We start from the raw sequence: 19,497 nt of genomic DNA on the forward strand, positions 1-19,497 counted from the left end.
TACTATCAATGGAACTCAACTCGGATTTCTCATCCCGCGTCGTCGTTCACTCTGATCAGCTTGAGTGGCAGGCCTCGCCCATGAAGGGTGTGGACCGGCGCATGCTGGACCGGATCGGCGGCGAAGTTGCCCGAGCCACCACCATCGTGCGGTACGCGCCGGGCAGCAAGTTTTCGGCTCATACTCACACTGGCGGTGAAGAGTTCATCGTACTCGATGGTGTATTTCAGGACGAACACGGTGACTTCCCCGCAGGAACCTATGTGCGCAATCCGCCAACCTCGGAGCATACGCCCGGATCGGAACCCGGTTGCACCATCTTCGTCAAGCTATGGCAGTTCGATCTGGACGACCGCACCCAGTTCCGCAAGACCATGGCGGATGAACTGGCCGCCCCGGTAAATGGCGTGTCAACCGCCACGCTGCACAAGGATGACCGTGAGATCGTCACCTACAGCCACCTTGATCCGGGCGCGGTTCTCAACTCTGACGCCGCTGGCGGCATCGAACTTTTGGTCATTGACGGGTCCATCACCACCGGCGGTGATGACCTGACCAAAGATGGCTGGTTGCGCCTGCCCGAAGGCCAGGCCCTTTCAGCCACCGCGGGTTCCCATGGCGCAAAAGTCTGGATGAAAACCGGGCATTTGCCCTTTGCCAAGGCTCCGGCGGTCTAGCACGTGAAACGCGATCCCTCTGGCATTTTAGGGGCCGGGCCGGTACTGCTTTGAGGGTGTCAAAGGCAGGGGGAACACCGCTGCCTTTGAATAGCTCGGAAAGGGATTGAACACAGATGGCGACCGATACCAAAACCGCCTTGCTGGATGTTGCCGAACATGCCGCCCGCGCGCGCGGGTTCGATGGGTTCAGCTATGCCGATCTGGCTGATGCGGTGGGTATTCGCAAGGCTTCGATCCATTATCACTTTCCCACCAAGGCCGCCCTGTCGGCTGCTTTGATGGATCGCTACCACTCGACCTTTGAGGCCGAATGCCGCAAAGCCGAGGCCGCCCATGACACCGCGTCGCAACGATTGCTGGCCTTGATCGGGCTGTACCGAAATGCACTCAACGATGGCAAAACCCTGTGCCTGTGCGTTTCGCTGATCAGCAGCCTTGAAAGCCTGTCAGACGAGGTGATTGAAAAGATCAAAGCCTTCCGCGCCATGGTGATCAAGCAGATCGAAGAGATCTTTGAACTGGGCCTGCAAGACAAGTCAATCACAGGCGTGACAAATCCAGCGGCCGAGGCCCGCGCCACCTTGGCCGTGTTGGAAGGGGCGCTTTTAACCGCCCGCGCCGAACAAGATGTACAGGCCTTTGATGCGGTCGTGGACGTTTTGAAATCCCGCTGCTGAGGCGAGCCGCACGCCGCAGATAGCTGGCCATCCCCACAGGTTTGTTTCAATATTCTTCGCTTTGTCACCTGTGCGTGAAAGCTCTTTCAATTCGTTGAATTCAGCCGCCGGTTCACAATTTTAAAGGCACAAAGCAACGCAACCGGCATGAAAGGTCATCCCATGGCGATGTCAGAAACTGCGCATTCTTCGACGGGTCTGTTCCCACGATTCAACATCCCGCTTTTGGGTATGATGTTCATTTCAGGTTTCTTCGCGTCCAATGCGTTTGACCTGTGGGGGCAGCTGATCAGCCCGTCATTGGGGTTTGCCAGTTTGTCTCCGCACGGGCTTGCGCGCAGCCTGCTCGGAACACTGGGCCTGCCCAATGGCGATTTCGCCGGGTATTTCGTTCACTTCTATCTGGTTGGCCTGATCGGTTATCCGATTGGCTGGCTCTACGTCTTCAACCCGGTTTGGGCGACGCTGTTCAAAGGCCGCCACATCTTTGTGGGATCAGCAGTCTACGGTTTTGGGCTTTGGGTATTTGCCATTGGCGGTATCACGACCATCGCCGGTTTGCCGTTCTTCTTGAATTTCACCGGTATCACATGGGTCGCGCTAGTCGGGCATGTGATCTATGGCATCGTGCTGGTCTGGGCCATTCGCCTGATCGAACGCTGGTCGTAACCGGGATGCGTTGGCCGGGGGCAGCCCCCGGCCAGACAGCTTTGAATCGCGGTAGATCTCTACTTCTTACCGGCCACGATCCGATCCAGGATCAGCGCACAGAACAGGATTGCCAGCCCGGCCAGAATACCCTGTCCTGCCGCCGCATACTGTAACGCTTCCAGCACGTCTTCCCCCAGACCCTTGGCGCCAATCAGTGAGGCAACAACCACCATAGCCAGCGACATCAGAATGGTCTGATTGACGCCTGCCATGATGGTCTTATGAGCCAGCGGCAGATCCACTCGCCACAGCAGGTACCGCGGCGTGGCCCCAAAGGCGAGCGCAGCCTCGCGCACCGTTTCCGGCACCTGCTGCAAACCCAGAACGGTGAAGCGGATCACCGGGGGACTACCGAAAATCATCGTGGCCACGACGCCTGCTGGTTTGCCTGACCCGATGAAAGCCACCACGGGAATCAGGTAGACAAAGGATGGCATCGACTGCATGAAATCCAGAATGGGCCGCACGATGGCAAAGGCACGTGGGCGGCGGGCGCAATAAATACCCAGCGGGATGCCCAGCGTGATCGAAATCAACGCCGCTGCACCCAGCAAGGCAATCGTGGTCATCGCCTTTTCCCAGAAATCCAAAAGCCCAAGATAGGCCAGCGCCGCGCCGGTAAAGATTGCCACGCGCGCACCGGCGGACAGGTAGGCCAGCATGATGATCACCAGAGCCACCACCGGCCAGGGCGTATCAACAAGCACCACCTCAATCCAGTCCAGCAGGGTGCGCATGCCATAGGTCAGGCCGTCAAAGAAGCCGCGCCCGGCAGTCTTGGTCCATTCAAAAACCGCCTGCACCCCGTCGCCCACATTCAGCCGCCAGTCGCGATTGGTCGGGAAGGTCTTCAGCACCGCCAAAGCGTCAGGCTGCGCAAATTTGATCATCGACAGCACAACGACAATGCCCGTCAATGCCGCGGCCACAACCATCCGGGGGGTCGACCAGCCATTTGCGACACTTGTGTCCGAGCGCCAGCGCGCAAACTGACCCTCAAGCGTCCAGTTGGCCAGCGACGCTGCCAGAAACTTAACCGCCAGCAACAGCACAATTCCAACCATCAGATAAGCGACACCGGTGGAATCCGCACTGCGCGCGGCCTCTTGGGCCCCGACCAACGCGCCCTCAAGCGATTCCGCCGCACGTTTCAACGACTCCAACGTGGCGGAGCCAGATTGTTCGGCAGCGGCAATCTGTTGGCGGCGCAGTTCCAGCGTCTGTTCGATCTGGGCTGCGCGTTCACGGAACTCGCGACCAAGGTCACCGAACAGCCCCAGCCCGATCTGGATATAGGCCAGTGTTTCCAGCACCAGAAAGCCCAGAAACCACGACCACAACCCACGCGCGCCAAACCAGATCGGCCCCAGGATTGCTGCGGCCTTGTTCAGCGTGAACCGATAACCGGGCGCCTGCATCATATAGGCAAAGGTTTTTTGGTAGTATTCCTGCCCCTGCCCCACGAAATCGGCGATCAGCCCGTTCAGCCGATCAGCGGTTTCCGGTTGGATCTGTTGCACATCAACATGTTTCATATCGGTCCCCTTATGCCTGGCTGTCCTGAATGGCGCGGATCAGACCCGCGCGGTTGATCACCCCGACCGTGTTGCCATCCTGCGTGACCGCGACGACACCGTGGCCGTCGACGCAAAGGTTCATCAGATCGGACAAATCCATCTCGGGATGCGCTTCCTTTGCATCCTCCGGCACCTCGCCATGATGGGCCTCGAATTCGTCCACCGGTTTCATCACCGAATGGGCGAAGATCATGTTGAGCTTGGATATACCGGCAACGAAATCGGCAACATAGTCGTCGGCGGGGTTGAGGATAATCTCTTCCGGCGTACCAATCTGCACGATACGCCCGTCTTTCATAATCGCGATGCGGTGGCCGATGCGAATGGCCTCGTCCAGATCGTGGGTGATAAACATCGTCGTTTTATTCAGCTTGTGACTGAGGTCCATGAACTGATCTTGCAACTGCTTGCGGATCAGCGGATCGAGGGCCGAGAATGGCTCATCCATCAACAGGATTTCCGGATCGGCTGCAATGGCGCGGGCAAGGCCCACGCGCTGCTGCATGCCACCCGAAAGCTCATGGGCGTATTTGTCTTCCCATCCGTTCAGTTCGACCAGCTCCAACACCCGGTCCGCCTCTTCCCAGCGGCGGGCTTTGCCGGTGCCACGTATTTCCAACGGCATCGCCACGTTGTCACGCACGGTGCGGTGCGGCATCAGGCCGAAGTTTTGGAACACCATGGCAACACGCCGGTTGCGTAAATCGCGCAATCCTTCGTCATTCAGGCCCATCACGTCATCGCCATCCAGATAGATATGACCATCCGTTGGCTCGAGCAGTCGGTTTACATGGCGCACGAGGGTCGATTTGCCCGAACCAGACAGGCCCATGACACAGAACAGCTCCCCACGCTCAATTTCGAAACTGGCATCGGCCACGCCAACAACGCAGTTGAAGCGGTCCAGCACTTCGGCCTTGCTCAGCCCTTCGCTGTGGATGGCTTTCAAAGCCTCCTGCGAGCGCGCGCCGAATACTTTCCACACGCCTTTAGCGTCAATTGCGATATCCGCTGTCATACTGACCCCACCGCTGTTGAGAGTGTTACAGGGCGCCCCCGAAACACCGGGGGCGCGACGGCTTTAGTTTGTTTTCAGACCAAGCCAACCATCGACGGTATCGCCATTCCCGGCGATCCATTCGGCCACGACCTCGTCAATCTCGCGGCCCTTGACCACGACCTCGTAGGTCAATCCGCTAAGCTGGGCTGCGTCCATGTCGATATTGGCCAGAAAAGAGGCAGCCGCCGGATTGCGCTGTTCCAAAGACTTGGAATGCGCCACGGTCACGGTTTTAACCGGCTCGCCGGTGCTGACATGGGATTTGTTGTACCAGTCGGCATCCTGATCCGGCTGCACCATCTTGTAGGTGGCCGCGTCATGCTCGGGCTCTTCCAGAATGGTTACGTCATAGAGGGCGTGCACATAATGCGGCGCATAGCAGTAAAACGCGGCCCCTTTCTGCTGGTCGATCTGATCCTTCAGACGCGAATAAAACACGGTTTCGTCTTCGGTGGTGGGTGTCAGGAAGGTTTCGATGCCGTAGTCCCGTACCCGCACCTTGAACGTGTTGGTCGACGCCCAGCCGGACGCGCCGACCCAGACCTCGCCCAGCCCGTCACCGTCTGAATCGAACAGCTCCTGCGCCATTGGGGTGGCCAGATCGTAGATGGATTTGATGTTGTGATCTTCGACCATGTAGTTTGGCACGCAAATCCCGGCGCGGCCTTCGTAGCTGCCCGAAGACAGTCCAACAGTACCCTTCTGATCAACGTACTCATCGGTGAACGAAGACTGGTTTGGCAACCAGACGTCCGGGTGTACGTCGATATCGCCGCGCCCGCCATCCATGGCGGCAAAGATCACCGCGTTGGCTCCAGGAGCATATCCGACTTCGCCGCCCAAACGGGTTTCGATGACCTGACCGATTACCCGGCTCATGATTTTGGCACCGGGCCAGCTGGGTTCACCCACCATGACCTTCTCCTGCGCCATTGCCGTTGTTGCGCCCAAGATCATGGTCAAGGTTGCCGTGAATGTTAGTTTCCTCATATGTCTTCTCCCGTTGCGTTGAGTTGCATGCGCCATCAGGCGCGCGCCCGCTTGCGTTGCGGATCTATGAATGGAATGTCCGAGACGGTGGCACACAGGCGCTTCATCCGCCCATCAAGCTGTCCGATCTCAAGTTCGGTGCCATTTTCCGCGTGTTCGACCGAAAGCCGCGCCATCGCGATGGCGTGTTCCAACATCGGTGAGCGGGTGGCCGAAGTGACCACACCCACCTGCCGCTCACCTGCGAAGACAGGGGCACCGTGGGCGGGTACATCATCGCAGCCAATCAGCAGCCCCTTGAGTACCCGGCGCGGTTCGCGCGCATTGCGTTCCAGCGCAGCCTTGCCGGTAAAGTCGGATTTGATCAGGTCGACGGCAAAACCCAACCCCGCTTCGAACGCATCGACACCCGGCTCGAATTCGGCGTTGGCGGCGGCCAGACCGGCCTCGATCCGGATAACGTCCAGCGCGGCCGAACCCATTGGCGTGATCCCGAATTCCTCACCCGCTTCCATCACCGCGTCCCAGATTGCGACTGCATCGGATTTAGAGCAGAAGACCTCATACCCCAGTTCTCCGGTATAGCCTGAGCGCGACAGCATGAATGGCGCGCCCTCGCGATCGCGCAGACGGGCGACGGTGACGCCAAACCATTTCAGGTGATCCAGCCCGGGCACATGAGGTTGCGTAAAGGCGATCTTGCGCAACAGGTCGCGCGATTTCGGACCCTGGATTGCCAGGTTCGGCATCGCACCGCGCAATGCATGCACGCGCACCTGCAAACCGCGTTCATCCGCCAGCGTCTGCAACACGCGCCCGCTTTCTTCCGAGCCACAGCACCAGCGAAAAATCTCGGGCGCAAGGCGGAACAAGGTGCCGTCATCAATAACGGCCCCGCTTTCGTCACACATCAAAGTGTAAGACCCACGCCACACCGGCAACTTGGCCACGTTTCGCGTGGTCGCCAGCTGCAACAACGCCTCGGCATCCGGGCCGATAATGTCGAATTTGCGCAGCCCGCTCATATCCTGAACCGTCACCGCCTGACGGCAGGCCCAATATTCTCCCAGCGTGCCGTGGGCGGGATAGCTGACCGGCGCCCACAGATCGCGCGCCGGCGCGAAATGCTGGGTCAGCGGAGCGAGCCGGTCGTGAAACGCGGATTCCTGACTGATCGACATCGGGGCATCTTCCTTTTCGCGATAGGCCACCGCGCGGCGGATCGGTGTTTCGGGGCGATAGATGCGCACATGCACATCTGTCGGATTCCAACCATTAATCGGATCAATGTCATCCGGGCAGGCGGTCGAGACACAGACCAGATCCTCGATCGCGCGCATCGCGACATAGTCCCCAGGACGAGAATGGGATTCTTCGGTCTGGATGTGATGGGTCGCCGGGTCGATCCATGTGTTCCAAAAGAAATTGATGGCCGGCCAGGCCGCACGCCGTGCGACGCCATACGGGGCCAAGGCATTCGACATGTTGTCGGAACAATTCAGATGACCGGGAAACCCCCGCTCCTCATACCCGCGTGCGGTGCAAGCCAGACCGAAAGTGTCATGCCGCCCGCAGGTATCCTGTATGACATTCAACAGCGGACGCATCTCGCGATCAAAAAATTTGTCCAGCAACCCGGGCCCCGGGAATGCACGACGCACCATCGAGCGGGTGGCGGTCGAGTCGATCATCCATTCGTCACCACAATCCAACCCATCAGCGCGCAGCGCCATGAAATCTGAACACTGCTGGCCTTCGACGTCGATGATCTGAACAAATTCTCCTGCCTTCAGTTCATAGGCAACTGCCCTGCCCCGCGGTACGGTGAATTCATCCCGTGTATCACCCAGCAAAGGTGGCAGGTGCGGGTCTTGCGCAGCGGATGATTTGTGTTGAACCGTAACGCATCCGGCCCCTGCACCTTCGATCAACCCCGAACGCTCAATGGGACGGATCACCCAGACCGTAACGGACGTGTCGGCGCGCAGAATCACCGGATCGGTCACTTGATCCAACCTGTGTCCGGGAACCGGTTCCCCCCCGCCTTGCGCAGCAATCCATCCTGAAAATCGGGCACTATCAAAGTCGCCCGCTGCGATCTGTCCGTTTGCAGTAAGCCCCAAGGTTGCCAACATTGGTTGCCCAACCTCGTCAAATGCCGTCAAATCCAGAGGTTGCGCCGGGCCAACCCCTTCTATCGACAGCAAATCCCCAGCGGACATTTTCAGTTGCAACGCCTCGCGCGGGGCCAGGATATGCGTACGCGCATCTGAGATTTTCGGAAAGCCCGGAAACCGCCGGCCAAGGCCGTTAAACCCCGTATTCGCGAACGTATGTAAGACTGAAGATCCGTGCATGGTGCAGCCAGATAGCCAAAATGTAACTAGTTACAGAGGTTGCTGAAACTAGTTACATATGTCAACACTTTCTTATACGACCGCAGAAACGGACCCAGAAAACGGTGAAGCCAAGAAGCCCTGAACCCAAAAAACGCGCAAATCTCAGAGACGTGGCCAAAGCGGCGGGTGTATCGGTCGCAACGGTGTCTCGGGTTCTCAATGAACCAGGCGTGGTGAAGAAAGACACGCTTGAGAAAGTCCAGGCTGCCATTGACGCGTTGAAATTCGTACCCAGCGCCGCCGCACGGGCGATCAATTCCGGCCGCACCCGATTTGTCGGAGCTTTGGTGCCAACGCTGGACAACGCGATCTTTGCCCGGTTCCTTGCCGCGCTAGAGCGTGAGCTGTCCGAACACCAATTGTCCCTTGTCGTTGCGACAACGAACTCGGACCTCGAAATCGAAGCCGAGAAAGCGCAAAGCCTTGTTGATATCGGAGCCGAAGGTCTGATTATCACAGGTGCCACCCACAGCGACGCACTGCACGACTTGATCGATCGGACGATGCTGCCGACGATCATCACATCCTTTTATGACGCAACAAACCCTCTGCCGACCATCGGGTATGACAACGAAGCGGTGGCTCAGCTTGCCCTTCAGCATCTTGCCGACCTTGGGCATCGCCACATAGCTGTCGTACACGGCCCGGTGCATGATAATGACCGAACACGCGCACGACTTTCCGGGCTGCAGGACCTGCCCTGGGACGGAAAGCTAACCTGCTACGAGACCCAGATCAGCCATCGTGGCGGCGCGGAAAGTGCCAAACTCATCTGCGGACAGGCTCAAAAACCGGACGCCATTTTGTGCCTGTCAGATGTCGTTGCCTTGGGGGTTTTGTTCGGTCTTCAGGCCGAGGATGTCCGCGTGCCCGACGATATCTCTCTGGTTGGGGTCGACGATCTGCCCAGTTCTGCTGTCGCAGTGCCTGCCATCACCACAGTGCATTTGCCGGTGTCTCAAATGGGCGAGAAAGCCGCCGTTGCCCTCGCACGCTGGATTTCGGATCAAGAAAGACCCAGTGCCGAACGGCTTGACGGTCAGCTGATCGAACGGCGGTCAGCCATTCCGAACCCGTCCCATTTGACGTCCTGAAAACCAAGTTCCCGTTTCATACAGGTACGGCATGATCCTCATAACCGTTGGCACATTACGTGGAATCCCAGCGTCCTATGGTGTCAAACGGTCGACCCAATTGGTGCGCAAAAATATGTCATTTTGCGCACCACATAGCGGGTCTGATTTTGCGGTCCTATCTCACCTTCCCGCTTTATGTTTTGCCGCGAAACTCACGCAGGTAATCGGCCAACCGTTCAACGATGTTCTGCGCGTCTTCGGCAGGGATATCCATTCCACGAATACGAAGGCGTAATTCGCCTGCGGACACTTCGGCCAGAATGTCGCTGCCTCCGGTCAACGCCACCGGAGCCAGGCGCTGAACCTGTTGCGGACGCCCTCCCCTCGCCTTGTCTTTCACAGGGGCAGGTGACGTCTTTAGGGCGGCTTCCAGCAACGCCCATTCCGATTTTTGGTCCAGCTCGCCCACCTCGGCCAAAGCCTGACGCAATTGGGGTTGTGCCCCCTCCCGCAATGCGGCCGCTAGTTTCAGTCCTGATTTTTCGGACAGGGCGACCGGGTGCTGCAACAAGTCACCAAGTGCTTCGTGTACCACCGCAAAACTACGAACCTTGGATCGTTTTGCCTTGGACGCAGCAGCAAACAAAACGTCAACAGCGGCTTCGGTCGATGCAAATACCCCCTGTCCCGCGGCTAAAACCGCAATGCGTCCACGTTCATAAGGGCTGAGATTTGCCCTAAGTTCGTTTTCCTCGACCATTGAGACATAGGCGCCCTGCCCCGAACCAGCCTCTCGGACAAAGGCTGGGATTTCAGAAAACCGCGGATCGGTCTCGGCCAGGCGCCGGAAGGCATTCAATCGTCGGAAGCCAGAAATCAACCCGTAACCTTCGCCGTCACGCGTGACCTCAATTGGTGTGCGCAACCCGTGAACGCGCAAGGACTCCAAAAGTTCTGCCATGGCTTCTTCATCTTCAACCATCCGGTCGCGACGAATGAAATCGGCATCAATCTGATCCAGCGATAGCATTTCCGCCACCAGTCCGGCATCCTGCGCATCGCGCCATCGAGCTGCATCACCTTGATCCTGCGCCAGAGCAAGGCGATCGGTCACCGCTGCCATGCCGTTGAGCGTTGCAGCCTCAGCCGCGACCTGTGCAATCGGAGGCGTCGATGACTTGGTTTCAAACGGGCTGATCGACGGTTTCGCCGCGAAACCAGCCTCAAGCTGTTCCAATTCTGACGTGTCCGGAGCGGTCAGTCTTCTGCGTTTAGCCATCTGCGTTTCCTTCCATCTGAGCGTCGCGCCACCAGCAGCCGATCAAGACCTGCTTGAATTCGGCATAGGTCCGGTCGAATGTTTCCCGACCTCGTACATACGTATCGCGATTGAAGTCCCTGTAATCCGCTTCGTAGATACCGTTGACCTGCTCACCCGCCTGGCCAACCAGAGCGGTATAGTCCTGACGGTATGCATTCATGAAGTCCCCGAAATAGGCCTGAATCACATTTGCCATATCGGTTTGCTGGCTGGCATCAAACCGAGTGATTATGGCCCTGACCACGTCCCATTCAAACTTGAGCTCGGGTAAACCAGCCGCCCTTTGCGCCGCGTTCTCACCGTCCTCGATGCTGGCAAAAGTCGTGTAGAGCATGTCAAAGAACCGGCCCGTTGAATCAAATTCAAGAAACGAGGCCCCCAACGGCACAAGCAAAATATCAGCTGCAGCCAGCGCGTTGATCGTTAGGTACCCAAGTGCAGGAGGCGTATCGAGGAAAACAATGTCGTAGTCGTTCAACACTCCTTCATCCTGCAGAAAGTTGGTCAAACCATCCCAAAGCGGCCAACTGCGCAAACCCATGCGCCAAACGGGTATCTGAAACTCGGCCCAATACAGGTTCAACTGGGCGCCAATCAGGTCGATATTGGGCCAATGCGTTTTCTGAATAACATCGCGGGGCAAGGTATTGAGCGCTTCTTGCAGCGTTTCATCCAGGGGGATTTCAGGCTGCCCAGCCGCATTGCGGACCCGGTTTTCCTCTTGTACGGCACGCGCGTAATCTTTGGCTATAAGTGGAAAAACCGTTTGCCATTCATCTGCAACACTCCCACCTAGAATTGAGGTCATCGATCCCTGGCTGTCCAGATCTATAACCAATACTTTATATCCGTCCAGCGCAGCTGACATTGCCAGATGCGCGGCAGTAGATGTCTTACCTACACCCCCTTTGAAATTGGCCACAGCAACCACCTTTGCAGGAAGGCCATCTGGTCGGTACGGCAGATATTCCTTGGTGCTCACACCCTCGGCTGCAAAGTGTTGTCGGAGGGTCAGTACTTCCTCCAGCGAAAACCACTTGGAGCCAGCCTCGCCTTCACCCTGCGGCAATTCGGGATTGGCTTTGAGCACACGTCGCAGATGCGCAGGTGCAACTGGGATCAGGTATTTGGTGATCTCCCAGATGGAAAATCTACGCAGTCTTTTTTCCCCGTCCGGAGCATACCCACGTCGCGCCAGGTCTTCGCGCCCTTTTGCGCAGAATGTAGCCGCTTTGGCGAATCGAGAAGTTCCGATAGGATCAGGCAACTTTTGCGCTGCTAGCTCTGGATCCAGATTCAAATAGGGCGGCAGAGGAGGTTGGTTAGATTTATTCACTGTCGATGCCTCGGGTAATGTTCGCCTTAGCGGCGTATATTGCCCAACATAGCGAACATTTTCTAATGACGCTATCCTCAGAGTGAGAGTTTTCCACAGAATAAGCCCCTCTGAGTGGGTTTCGTCACGAAACCAGTAAAATAGGCAACACCAAAGCTAACAAAGAGTTTATTTATTTTAGATGTTTTAGAGACTTTACAAGAAAAATAGTGTTTAAAACCAAAGAATTAAACTCACTTTAGAACCTGTTTACGGTATGAAAGGGACCAGATTCCGGTATCAAAGGTACCCGTCTACAGGTTGCTGAGTGCCGAGTTTCAGGAAGAAGGGGGCCGATTCGCAGGACGCTGAAATTTCGACCAGATTAGACCCTAAATTTTCGTTTTTCGCCGGGTCGCAGTACATGTAAAACCCTCTAATTGGGCGACCCTCGATCCGGTTCTGTGGATAACTGCGAGGATTTTCAGGTCAGGTACCCAGATACAGGATTCCCTCTTTCCTGTATTTGGGTACCCAAATAGAATTGATCCATGGGTACTTTTTGTGCAAGAAATACCAAAACGAGCAGCCAGGCAGAATCATGCCGGATACACAATTGGATATGGATCAGCTCTCTGGTGCATTGCGCCGGGAGACGGTTAAGAAAAACGTCGCCGCGATTCACATCAGCGGCAAGCTTACGCTTTTGCAGCGTAAGCTCTCGAATGTCCTGTTGTTGAACGCGTATGACGCACTAACCTCGGCGCAGACACATACTATCGACGCGCGGACGCTTGCGATGATGGTCGGCTATAATTCAAACGACTTCGATACGCTGCGGGCGAGTTTGCGAGCGCTGGCCGAAACCGTCGCGGAATGGGACATGTTGGATGAGCAGGGCAGACAAGAGTGGGGCGTGTCCTCATTGCTCAGCTTCGCCAAGCTGAAGAACGGGGTCTGTGAATACGCCTACTCCCCGGCGCTGGCCCAAAAGCTTTATGATCCGAAAATCTATGCCCTGATCAATGTGCAGATCCAAAGGAACTTTAGCTCTGGGCATGGCCTGGCGCTGTATGAGAATTGTTATAGGTTCGTCAGAACCGGTTCTACGGGTTGGTGGGCGCTGGACGTGTTCCGCAAACTCATGGGGGTAGACGGCAGCGACTATTACGGCAGCTTCAAACACCTCAACGCCAAGATCATCAAACCCGCCGTGGCTGAGGTGAATAAAAGTTCGGACATACTGATAGAGCCACAGTTTCAAAAAAAGGGCCGCACGGTTACGGATATCCGGTTTCTGATCAAAGGTAATCCACAGAAGGCGATGTTCGAAATCGATGACAGCGATGGCGTCCGCAATCTGCAAGTTTACAAGACGCTCCGTAAGCAAGGGGTGTCCGACCGGTTGGCGCGACAGTGGATTGCGGAACATGGCGAAGACTATGTGCAGCAAAAATTGGATTATGTAAGCGGGCAGGGGGATGTGAAATCAACGGTTGGATATTTGTCCGCCGCCTTGCGCGACGACTATCAACCGCCGGAAAACGATTCTCTGCCTGAACCCAGCCCCGAGGCCGTCGAGGCCGCGCGCGTACGGGACGTTGAGAAGGCGCTAGAAGATCAGGCTTACGCAGCCCGAGTGGCTGAGCGTACCGAGCGGTCGCGAAAGCTGTCTATCGTTGAAGAACTGGTTTCGCGGCGAAACCCAACCCAGCGGGATGCAGACAAACGCTTGTTTATGGCAGGGCTCGACAATGATCTGGACCGGGAACACTTCCGCGCCCATGGCTGGCGTTCTGGTCTGAACGCCAATGCCATCTTTGATTTTTGGGAAGAGCTTGAGCCGGACGCCTTCGCCTAGGCGTCAAAGGCAAAGGCTGTGAATGCCCGTTTTCATCAACGGTCCTTCATCGCAGATTTCAACGCATCCGCAAATGCGCTGTTATGCGCTTTACTATCAGATTTTGCGCGTTGCGATCCTTTGGGTTTTGACAGGCCAGTGTTCTTTTTTGGTCCTCGACTGGCCCGATCTTCGCGAGCTGATGTTCCGCCATCCTTGCGCATGGTTAGGCCAATCCGCTTGCGGGGAACATCCACCTCGACCACAGTGACCTTGACGACCTGTCCGGTCTTGACCACCTCGTGCGGGTCTTTGACGAAGCGGTCGGCCAATTGACTGACATGGACCAGCCCGTCCTGATGCACCCCGATATCCACAAAAGCGCCAAAGGCGGCGACATTTGTCACTGTGCCTTCCAACACCATGCCCGGTTTCAGGTCGGTGATCTCTTCGACACCGTCGGTGAACGAGGCGGTGACAAAACTGGGGCGAGGGTCGCGACCGGGCTTTTCCAGCTCGGCAAAGATGTCGCGCACGGTCGGCAAGCCGAAGGTGTCGTCGACGAATTGTTCTGCGCGTAACCCCTTTAGCGCTCCGTCGTGACCCATGATCTGACGGATGTCGCGCCCGCAGGCCGAAACAACCCGGCGGGCCACGTTATAGGCCTCGGGGTGAACCGACGATGCGTCCAGAGGTTCCGATCCGTCGCGTATGCGCAAAAAGCCTGCACTTTGCTCATAAGCGCGCGGGCCAAGGCGGGCGACCTTCAGCAGCTCTTTACGTGATTGAAATGCGCCATTCATGTCGCGATGCATGACAATTGCTTCGGCCAAGCCGGGCCCCAACCCCGAGACATGAGAGAGCAGGGGGGCCGAGGCCGTGTTCAAATCAACCCCCACCGCGTTCACCACATCTTCGATCACAGAGGCCAAAGATTGCGACAGCCTGTGCTGGTCCACGTCATGCTGGTATTGGCCGACCCCAATAGATTTAGGTTCGATCTTAACCAGTTCGGCCAGCGGGTCCTGCAGCCGACGAGCGATGGAAACCGCACCGCGTAACGACACGTCAAGATCGGGGAATTCGCGCGCGGCCAGTTCTGAGGCGGAATAGACCGATGCGCCAGCCTCGGACACAACAACCTTGGTCGGGGCCGAAACAGCTTTTGGCAGCAGTTTCAGCGTATCACCCACCAGTTTCTCGGTTTCCCGGCTGGCGGTGCCATTGCCGATGGCGATCAGTTCAATTTCGTGCGCAGCGATCAGGTTCAGAATGGCGGCCTGCGCGCCGCGTAGATCGTTCTTAGGTTGAAACGGATAAAGCGTATCGGTCGCGACCACTTTACCTGTGGCATCAACCACCGCAGCTTTGACGCCAGTTCGAATGCCGGGGTCCAGACCCAGGGTTGCCTTGGCACCCGCCGGTGCAGCAAATAGTAAGTCTTTGAGATTGCGCGAGAAAACATCAATTGCTTCATCCTGCGCTCGGCCGCGCAGATCCGCCATCAGCTCGACCATCATCGACAGCGACAGCTTAACCCGCCAAGTCCAACCCGCCACTTTACGTAGCCACAGATCTCCGGGACCGTCTCCACGTGTGTGAAGGTGCGCGGCGACAATCGCTTCGGCACGGGCGGCACCGGTTTCGGGATCGGGCGCGATATCCAGTGTCACGATCCCCTCTTTCGAGGCCCGCAGCATCGCCAACGCACGATGCGACGGGGCTTTTGCCCAAAGCTCCGAATGGCTGAAATAGTCGCTGAACTTCGCGCCTTCCTGTTCCTTGCCTTCAATTACTTTTGAAGTCAGCAGGGCCTCGCGCTGCATGAAATTGCGCAGCTCACCCAGTAGGGCGGCGTTTTCGGTCAGCCGTTCGGTGATGATGTCACGCGCGCCGTTCAGCGCGTCCTTGACGGTTGCCACTGCTTCGGTGACATATCCCTGCGCCAGAATTTCTGGGTCAGCCGACCGATCCGCCAGAATGGCATCCGCCAGCGGTTCCAACCCATTCTCGCGGGCAATCATCGCCTTGGTGCGGCGCTTGGGTTTGTAGGGCAGGTAAATGTCTTCCAGCTGCGCCTTGGTATCGGCCTGTGCGATGGACTTGACCAGATCGTCGGTCAGCTTGCCCTGGTCCTTGATCGAGCCAAGGATCGTCTCGCGCCGCGCTTCCAGTTCGCGTAAATAGGTCAGGCGGTCAGAAAGGGTGCGCAGTTGGGTGTCGTCCAGCCCACCCGTCACCTCTTTGCGGTAGCGGGCGACAAAAGGCACGGTGGCCCCTTCGTCCAGCAATTTCACCGCGGCCCCCACCTGTTCGGGGCGGGCATTGATTTCGGTGGCGATGGTGCGGGCGATGCGGTCCAAAGGGGCCTCCTGAATATGTCTGGAGGGACTTCTTAGCCAGCCGCATCGCCAAGGGAAAGGGGCTTTAGCGCGCCTGGGCCTTTTCGGCCAAAGCCTGCAAGTCGACGTACAGTGTTTTGGCTATTTCGACGAAGCCGCGTTCAGTGTTGCGGGCCCGCGCGGCAAAGCGCCTTTGCGAGGGCAGGCGGGCGCCCTGGTCAGTGATATCGGCAAACAGACGTTCGGCACGGGTATCATTCTCATCGACTCGACCGCCGCTGAATTGCGCAGGATCGAAGGCCAGCAGGATTTCCCCGTGATAAGGTGCGCCGCCGGCGCCATCGGCGAATTCCATGCTTTCCAGACTGGTCAGATCATCGATTAGTGGACCGGCCAGCAGTTCGATCATAATCGACAGGGCCGAGCCCTTGTAGCTGCCAAAGGTCAGCATCGCACCGTCCATCGCGGCCTGTGGATCGGTGGTCGGGTTGCCGTGTTTGTCGATGGCGACACCTTCGGGCAGGGGCTTGCCTGCGCGGTGGTACAGTTCGATCTCTCCCCGGGCAAAGGAGCTGGTGGCGAAATCGAAGGTAAACGGGTCTTTATTCTGGCGAGGCCAGCTGAAGGCCAGCGGGTTGGTGCCAAGGCTGCCGCGCGTGCCACCGGCGGGGGCGACCCAGGCGTGGCTTGGGCCCATCGCCATCGCCGTCAGACCGACCGCGGACAGACGCTCCACCTCGGGCCAGAGTGCCGAGAAATGGAAACACCGGTTGATCGCCATGGCGGCGATGCCGTGGGTGCGGGTTTTCTCGATCAAAACCGGCAGCGCTTTTTCGAACGCCAGCAGGGACATCCCGCCCTGCGCATCAACCCGAACGACTGCGTTATCCGACGGTTCAAGGACTGGCTCTGCATGCCCGTCGATCTGACCCGCATTTATCGTGTCGGCGCACATGAACAGGCGGAACAATCCATGTGATTGGCAATCGTCGATTTGACAGGTGGTTAGCGTATCGGCGATCGCTGCGGCATGATCCGGCCCGAAACCAGACGTGGTCAAAATAGAAAGGCTGAGGTCTCGGATTTCGTCCAATGACAATTTGACCGTTTCGCTCATGCCCTGCGTCTCCCTCATCGTGGCTGAGACAAGGGATAGCGTGGCAGAGCGGGCAAAGGGAACCCGGTTTTCGCCGGGTTCGGGTTCAGCCCTGCGCTTCGGCCTGCAGATAGGCGATCAGGTTGGTGATATCTTCATCTTTTTTCAGGCCGGAAAACTGCATCTTGTTACCGGGAATCGTTCTGCGCGGGTCAGAAAGGAACGCGGTCAGGGTGTCAGCGGTCCAGACAATGCCCGACTCTTGCAATTGGGCCGAATACCGGAACCCGTCCGCCTGTCCGGCCGTGGCGCCGATAACTCCGTGCAGTGACGGACCGACAGTGTGGCGGTCTTGCTCGAGCTTGTGGCAGGCGCTGCATTTGCGGAACACTTTCTTACCCGCCTTGATGTCTCCTTCCACTGCGGCGACGGCAACCGGGGCAGCAGGGGCAACCGAGGCCTGTTCGCCATCCAAGTTGAAGATCAGCCGGGCCGTCACCGGAACCGTGCGAGTGATGCCGGGCAGGCTGGCCAGCTCCATCAGTTTTTCGACCCCAGCATTGACGCCTGCGTCTTCGGCGCTGATGAACACCATGTCGTTGGTCGACACCATCACCGAGGACTCAGAAAGGCGGGCCACAAACATCTCGGCGTCAAAGGCCACATCGGTTCCGGCCAAAGACAACATGGCCTCGGCGTCGACGGTGGTGGTTTCGCCAATACCCAGACTTGAGACTTCGGCCATGTCAAACGTGGCCGTCAGCGCCGCAGTACCTGCTTTGCGAAACACGTACTCGATCATACGTTCGTTACGGATGTCGATATTGGTTTCGACCGAGAACAGGTCGATCTGAATCTCGGCCTTGCCGTCTGGGCTGACATGACCGCTGAGGTTGGTGAAGGAATTGACCTCGCCCACGGTGTCTTTCTTGATGGTCCCATAGGCCAGATGCGATCCTTCGGGGACAAGGGTCCAGCCGTCCGCCAGCGCCGGGGTTGCAACAATTGCCGACGCAATCGTGACTGCCTTCAACAGAAGTTTCATTTCTTTCCTCCTCGGGTTATGTCAGTCCTGACCCCGCGGGCCCGGTCCGTGGAAAGCAAACACACACAGGTCGCGATTTATTCGATGGGTGGTGAGATTAGTTCGGAACAGGCCGTGCGCGGCGCGATCCAGATGCATTCGAAACGCGTCTGGCGGTTTGGGCTGGCACTGTCCGGCGCATCCGACGTGGCCGACGATCTGCTACAATCCACATGTCTGCGCGCGTTGGAGCGACACCACCAGGTCACGTCACATGACCGGCTGGATAGCTGGCTGATGACGATCTGCCGCTCGATCTGGTTGAATGAGGTACGGGCGCGTTCGGTTCGCAAGGCGCAAGCGCTGTCCGTGACACCCGAAGCAGACTTAATTGCACCCGGAAACGATTCAGAAACGAATATTTTCGCCACTGAAGTGTTTACACAAGTGATGCAGCTGCCAGAGGCGCAGCGGGAGACGGTCGTGCTTGTGTTCGTCGAGGGCTATAGCTACCGCGAAGCTGCCGCGTTGCTGGAGGTGCCGATAGGAACTATCATGAGCCGGTTGTCCAATGCCCGGCAGAAACTGAAAACTGTGATGCAGCATGAGGCGGCAGACACCGTTCGACGGAGTGGCAAATGAAGTTTTCCGACGAGACGCTGTTGGCGTATCTGGAAGACAAACTGGATGAGGCCGAAGCCGCCGCGATCGAAAGCGCGGTTGAGGCGGATCCCGCATTGGAACAGCGCCTGATGGCGCTGGACCCGTTCGCACCTGTGGTGCAGGCGGTTTTCGAACGTGTGCCAGTGGAAACGCCCCAGGTTGATTTGCCCCAGCCGGTGGTCCCGGTCGTGCGAGCCGGTGGTGGGCTGCGTCTGCTTGCCGTTGCGGCTTCGGTCGCGGTCGTTGCTGCGTCGGCGACCTTTTGGGCGACCCGTCCCGAGCCGCTGGGCTGGGTTCAACAGGCAGCGATTTATCAGTCGTTGTATGTGCCAGAGACGATTGCGTCGCTGGACAGTTCCTCTCAGGCTTTAGACGAGCAGTTCGCGCAGGCTGAGGCACAGCTGGGTCGGTCGTTGAACCGCGAAGAGCTTGAAACCCTGCCGGGGATGGAGCTGAAACGCGCGCAGGTCCTGTCATTTAAGGGCAAGCCGTTGGTTCAGGTGGTGTTTGCCGATGCGGAAGGTCGGCCCTTTGCCTTTTGTGTCATCCGACAGGGTGAGGGCGCGCCGAACAAGGACGTGCAACAGGCCGTGCTGAGCGGATTGGCCACAGCCAACTGGACGCAGGACGGATATGGCTACATGCTGATCGGCAGCAACGATCAGACCGATCTGAGCAGTCAGCTGGATTTTCTTACTGAAAGATTTGCGGGTTAAACGCGTAATG

16 protein-coding genes are annotated in these 19,497 nt (G+C 57.7%); 7 read left to right on the top strand and 9 right to left on the bottom strand.

What is annotated here, in order from left to right:
• Positions 1 to 8: 8 nt before the first annotated feature.
• The 3 genes from ACR0LY_RS08745 to ACR0LY_RS08755 all read left to right on the top strand — a co-directional run bounded on the left by ACR0LY_RS08745 (position 9) and on the right by ACR0LY_RS08755 (position 2,026).
• Positions 9 to 677 (top strand): cupin domain-containing protein, encoded by a 669-nt coding sequence (locus ACR0LY_RS08745; RefSeq protein ID WP_170349962.1) that lies wholly within the window; start codon positions 9 to 11, stop codon positions 675 to 677.
• A gap of 116 nt (positions 678 to 793) precedes the next feature.
• A complete protein-coding gene (locus ACR0LY_RS08750; RefSeq protein WP_170349963.1) occupies positions 794 to 1,357 on the top strand; it encodes a TetR/AcrR family transcriptional regulator in 564 nt (187 codons plus the stop codon).
• Between the two features lie 147 nt (positions 1,358 to 1,504).
• Complete coding sequence (locus ACR0LY_RS08755) at positions 1,505 to 2,026, top strand: hypothetical protein (RefSeq protein ID WP_480567115.1); 522 nt, start codon at positions 1,505 to 1,507, stop codon at positions 2,024 to 2,026.
• A gap of 59 nt (positions 2,027 to 2,085) precedes the next feature.
• Here ACR0LY_RS08755 and ACR0LY_RS08760 read toward each other — a convergent pair whose 3' ends face one another.
• From ACR0LY_RS08760 to ACR0LY_RS08775, 4 genes are all read right to left on the bottom strand, one after another.
• A complete protein-coding gene (locus tag ACR0LY_RS08760; RefSeq protein ID WP_170349964.1) occupies positions 2,086 to 3,603 on the bottom strand; it encodes an ABC transporter permease in 1,518 nt (505 codons plus the stop codon).
• A gap of 10 nt (positions 3,604 to 3,613) precedes the next feature.
• The gene (locus tag ACR0LY_RS08765; RefSeq protein WP_170349965.1) at positions 3,614 to 4,663 is read right to left on the bottom strand and encodes a quaternary amine ABC transporter ATP-binding protein; all 1,050 of its coding nucleotides are present in this window, start codon (positions 4,661 to 4,663) and stop codon (positions 3,614 to 3,616) included.
• A gap of 63 nt (positions 4,664 to 4,726) precedes the next feature.
• Positions 4,727 to 5,695, bottom strand: coding sequence for an ABC transporter substrate-binding protein (locus tag ACR0LY_RS08770; RefSeq protein ID WP_170349966.1), 969 nt, complete (start codon positions 5,693 to 5,695; stop codon positions 4,727 to 4,729).
• A 35-nt stretch (positions 5,696 to 5,730) separates the two neighbouring features.
• The gene (locus ACR0LY_RS08775; protein ID WP_170349967.1) at positions 5,731 to 8,052 is read right to left on the bottom strand and encodes a DUF1989 domain-containing protein; all 2,322 of its coding nucleotides are present in this window, start codon (positions 8,050 to 8,052) and stop codon (positions 5,731 to 5,733) included.
• A gap of 152 nt (positions 8,053 to 8,204) precedes the next feature.
• Between ACR0LY_RS08775 and ACR0LY_RS08780 the strand changes: the two genes are divergently transcribed.
• Positions 8,205 to 9,188: a LacI family DNA-binding transcriptional regulator gene (locus ACR0LY_RS08780; RefSeq protein ID WP_170349968.1), complete on the top strand. Its 984-nt coding sequence runs from the start codon at positions 8,205 to 8,207 to the stop codon at positions 9,186 to 9,188.
• A 175-nt stretch (positions 9,189 to 9,363) separates the two neighbouring features.
• Here ACR0LY_RS08780 and ACR0LY_RS08785 read toward each other — a convergent pair whose 3' ends face one another.
• Both ACR0LY_RS08785 and ACR0LY_RS08790 read right to left on the bottom strand, forming a co-directional pair.
• Positions 9,364 to 10,449 carry a ParB/RepB/Spo0J family partition protein gene (locus ACR0LY_RS08785; RefSeq protein WP_170349969.1) on the bottom strand — a complete coding sequence of 362 codons (1,086 nt, stop codon included), beginning with the start codon at positions 10,447 to 10,449 and terminating at the stop codon, positions 9,364 to 9,366.
• Entirely contained in the window at positions 10,442 to 11,827 is a 1,386-nt protein-coding gene (locus ACR0LY_RS08790; RefSeq protein WP_170349970.1) for an AAA family ATPase, read from the bottom strand. The genes ACR0LY_RS08785 and ACR0LY_RS08790 overlap by 8 nt, the downstream gene beginning before the upstream one ends.
• A gap of 580 nt (positions 11,828 to 12,407) precedes the next feature.
• On the opposite strand from ACR0LY_RS08790, the gene ACR0LY_RS08795 reads away from it, so the two are divergent.
• Positions 12,408 to 13,667: a replication initiation protein gene (locus ACR0LY_RS08795; protein WP_170349971.1), complete on the top strand. Its 1,260-nt coding sequence runs from the start codon at positions 12,408 to 12,410 to the stop codon at positions 13,665 to 13,667.
• A 35-nt stretch (positions 13,668 to 13,702) separates the two neighbouring features.
• Here the strand turns inward: ACR0LY_RS08795 and ACR0LY_RS08800 are convergent, their stop codons facing one another.
• The 3 genes from ACR0LY_RS08800 to ACR0LY_RS08810 form a co-directional block, all read right to left on the bottom strand.
• Positions 13,703 to 16,009, bottom strand: a complete 2,307-nt coding sequence (locus tag ACR0LY_RS08800) for a Tex family protein (RefSeq protein WP_170349972.1) — start codon at positions 16,007 to 16,009, stop codon at positions 13,703 to 13,705.
• A gap of 64 nt (positions 16,010 to 16,073) precedes the next feature.
• The gene (locus ACR0LY_RS08805) at positions 16,074 to 17,105 is read right to left on the bottom strand and encodes an Ldh family oxidoreductase (protein ID WP_170349973.1); all 1,032 of its coding nucleotides are present in this window, start codon (positions 17,103 to 17,105) and stop codon (positions 16,074 to 16,076) included.
• Between the two features lie 85 nt (positions 17,106 to 17,190).
• Positions 17,191 to 18,129, bottom strand: a complete 939-nt coding sequence (locus ACR0LY_RS08810) for a c-type cytochrome (protein WP_170349974.1) — start codon at positions 18,127 to 18,129, stop codon at positions 17,191 to 17,193.
• Positions 18,130 to 18,147: 18 nt separating this feature from the next.
• Here ACR0LY_RS08810 and ACR0LY_RS08815 point away from each other — a divergent pair, with 18 nt between their 5' ends.
• Together ACR0LY_RS08815 and ACR0LY_RS08820 are read left to right on the top strand one after the other, a co-directional pair.
• Complete coding sequence (locus ACR0LY_RS08815) at positions 18,148 to 18,750, top strand: RNA polymerase sigma factor (protein ID WP_254437349.1); 603 nt, start codon at positions 18,148 to 18,150, stop codon at positions 18,748 to 18,750.
• Positions 18,747 to 19,487: a hypothetical protein gene (locus ACR0LY_RS08820; protein ID WP_170349975.1), complete on the top strand. Its 741-nt coding sequence runs from the start codon at positions 18,747 to 18,749 to the stop codon at positions 19,485 to 19,487. The genes ACR0LY_RS08815 and ACR0LY_RS08820 overlap by 4 nt, the downstream gene beginning before the upstream one ends.
• Positions 19,488 to 19,497: the final 10 nt, after the last annotated feature.

It is taken from the genome of Ruegeria sp. BC5, assembly GCF_056539205.1.

Coding starts and splice junctions, on each gene's coding strand:
- ACR0LY_RS08745 (WP_170349962.1), top strand. CDS start 9: ATGGAACTCAACTCGGATTTCTCATCCCGCGTCGTCGTTCACTCTGAT.
- ACR0LY_RS08750 (WP_170349963.1), top strand. CDS start 794: ATGGCGACCGATACCAAAACCGCCTTGCTGGATGTTGCCGAACATGCC.
- ACR0LY_RS08755 (WP_480567115.1), top strand. CDS start 1,505: ATGAAAGGTCATCCCATGGCGATGTCAGAAACTGCGCATTCTTCGACG.
- ACR0LY_RS08760 (WP_170349964.1), bottom strand. CDS start 3,603: ATGAAACATGTTGATGTGCAACAGATCCAACCGGAAACCGCTGATCGG.
- ACR0LY_RS08765 (WP_170349965.1), bottom strand. CDS start 4,663: ATGACAGCGGATATCGCAATTGACGCTAAAGGCGTGTGGAAAGTATTC.
- ACR0LY_RS08770 (WP_170349966.1), bottom strand. CDS start 5,695: ATGAGGAAACTAACATTCACGGCAACCTTGACCATGATCTTGGGCGCA.
- ACR0LY_RS08775 (WP_170349967.1), bottom strand. CDS start 8,052: ATGCACGGATCTTCAGTCTTACATACGTTCGCGAATACGGGGTTTAAC.
- ACR0LY_RS08785 (WP_170349969.1), bottom strand. CDS start 10,449: ATGGCTAAACGCAGAAGACTGACCGCTCCGGACACGTCAGAATTGGAA.
- ACR0LY_RS08795 (WP_170349971.1), top strand. CDS start 12,408: ATGCCGGATACACAATTGGATATGGATCAGCTCTCTGGTGCATTGCGC.
- ACR0LY_RS08805 (WP_170349973.1), bottom strand. CDS start 17,105: ATGAGCGAAACGGTCAAATTGTCATTGGACGAAATCCGAGACCTCAGC.
- ACR0LY_RS08810 (WP_170349974.1), bottom strand. CDS start 18,129: ATGAAACTTCTGTTGAAGGCAGTCACGATTGCGTCGGCAATTGTTGCA.
- ACR0LY_RS08815 (WP_254437349.1), top strand. CDS start 18,148: ATGTCAGTCCTGACCCCGCGGGCCCGGTCCGTGGAAAGCAAACACACA.
- ACR0LY_RS08820 (WP_170349975.1), top strand. CDS start 18,747: ATGAAGTTTTCCGACGAGACGCTGTTGGCGTATCTGGAAGACAAACTG.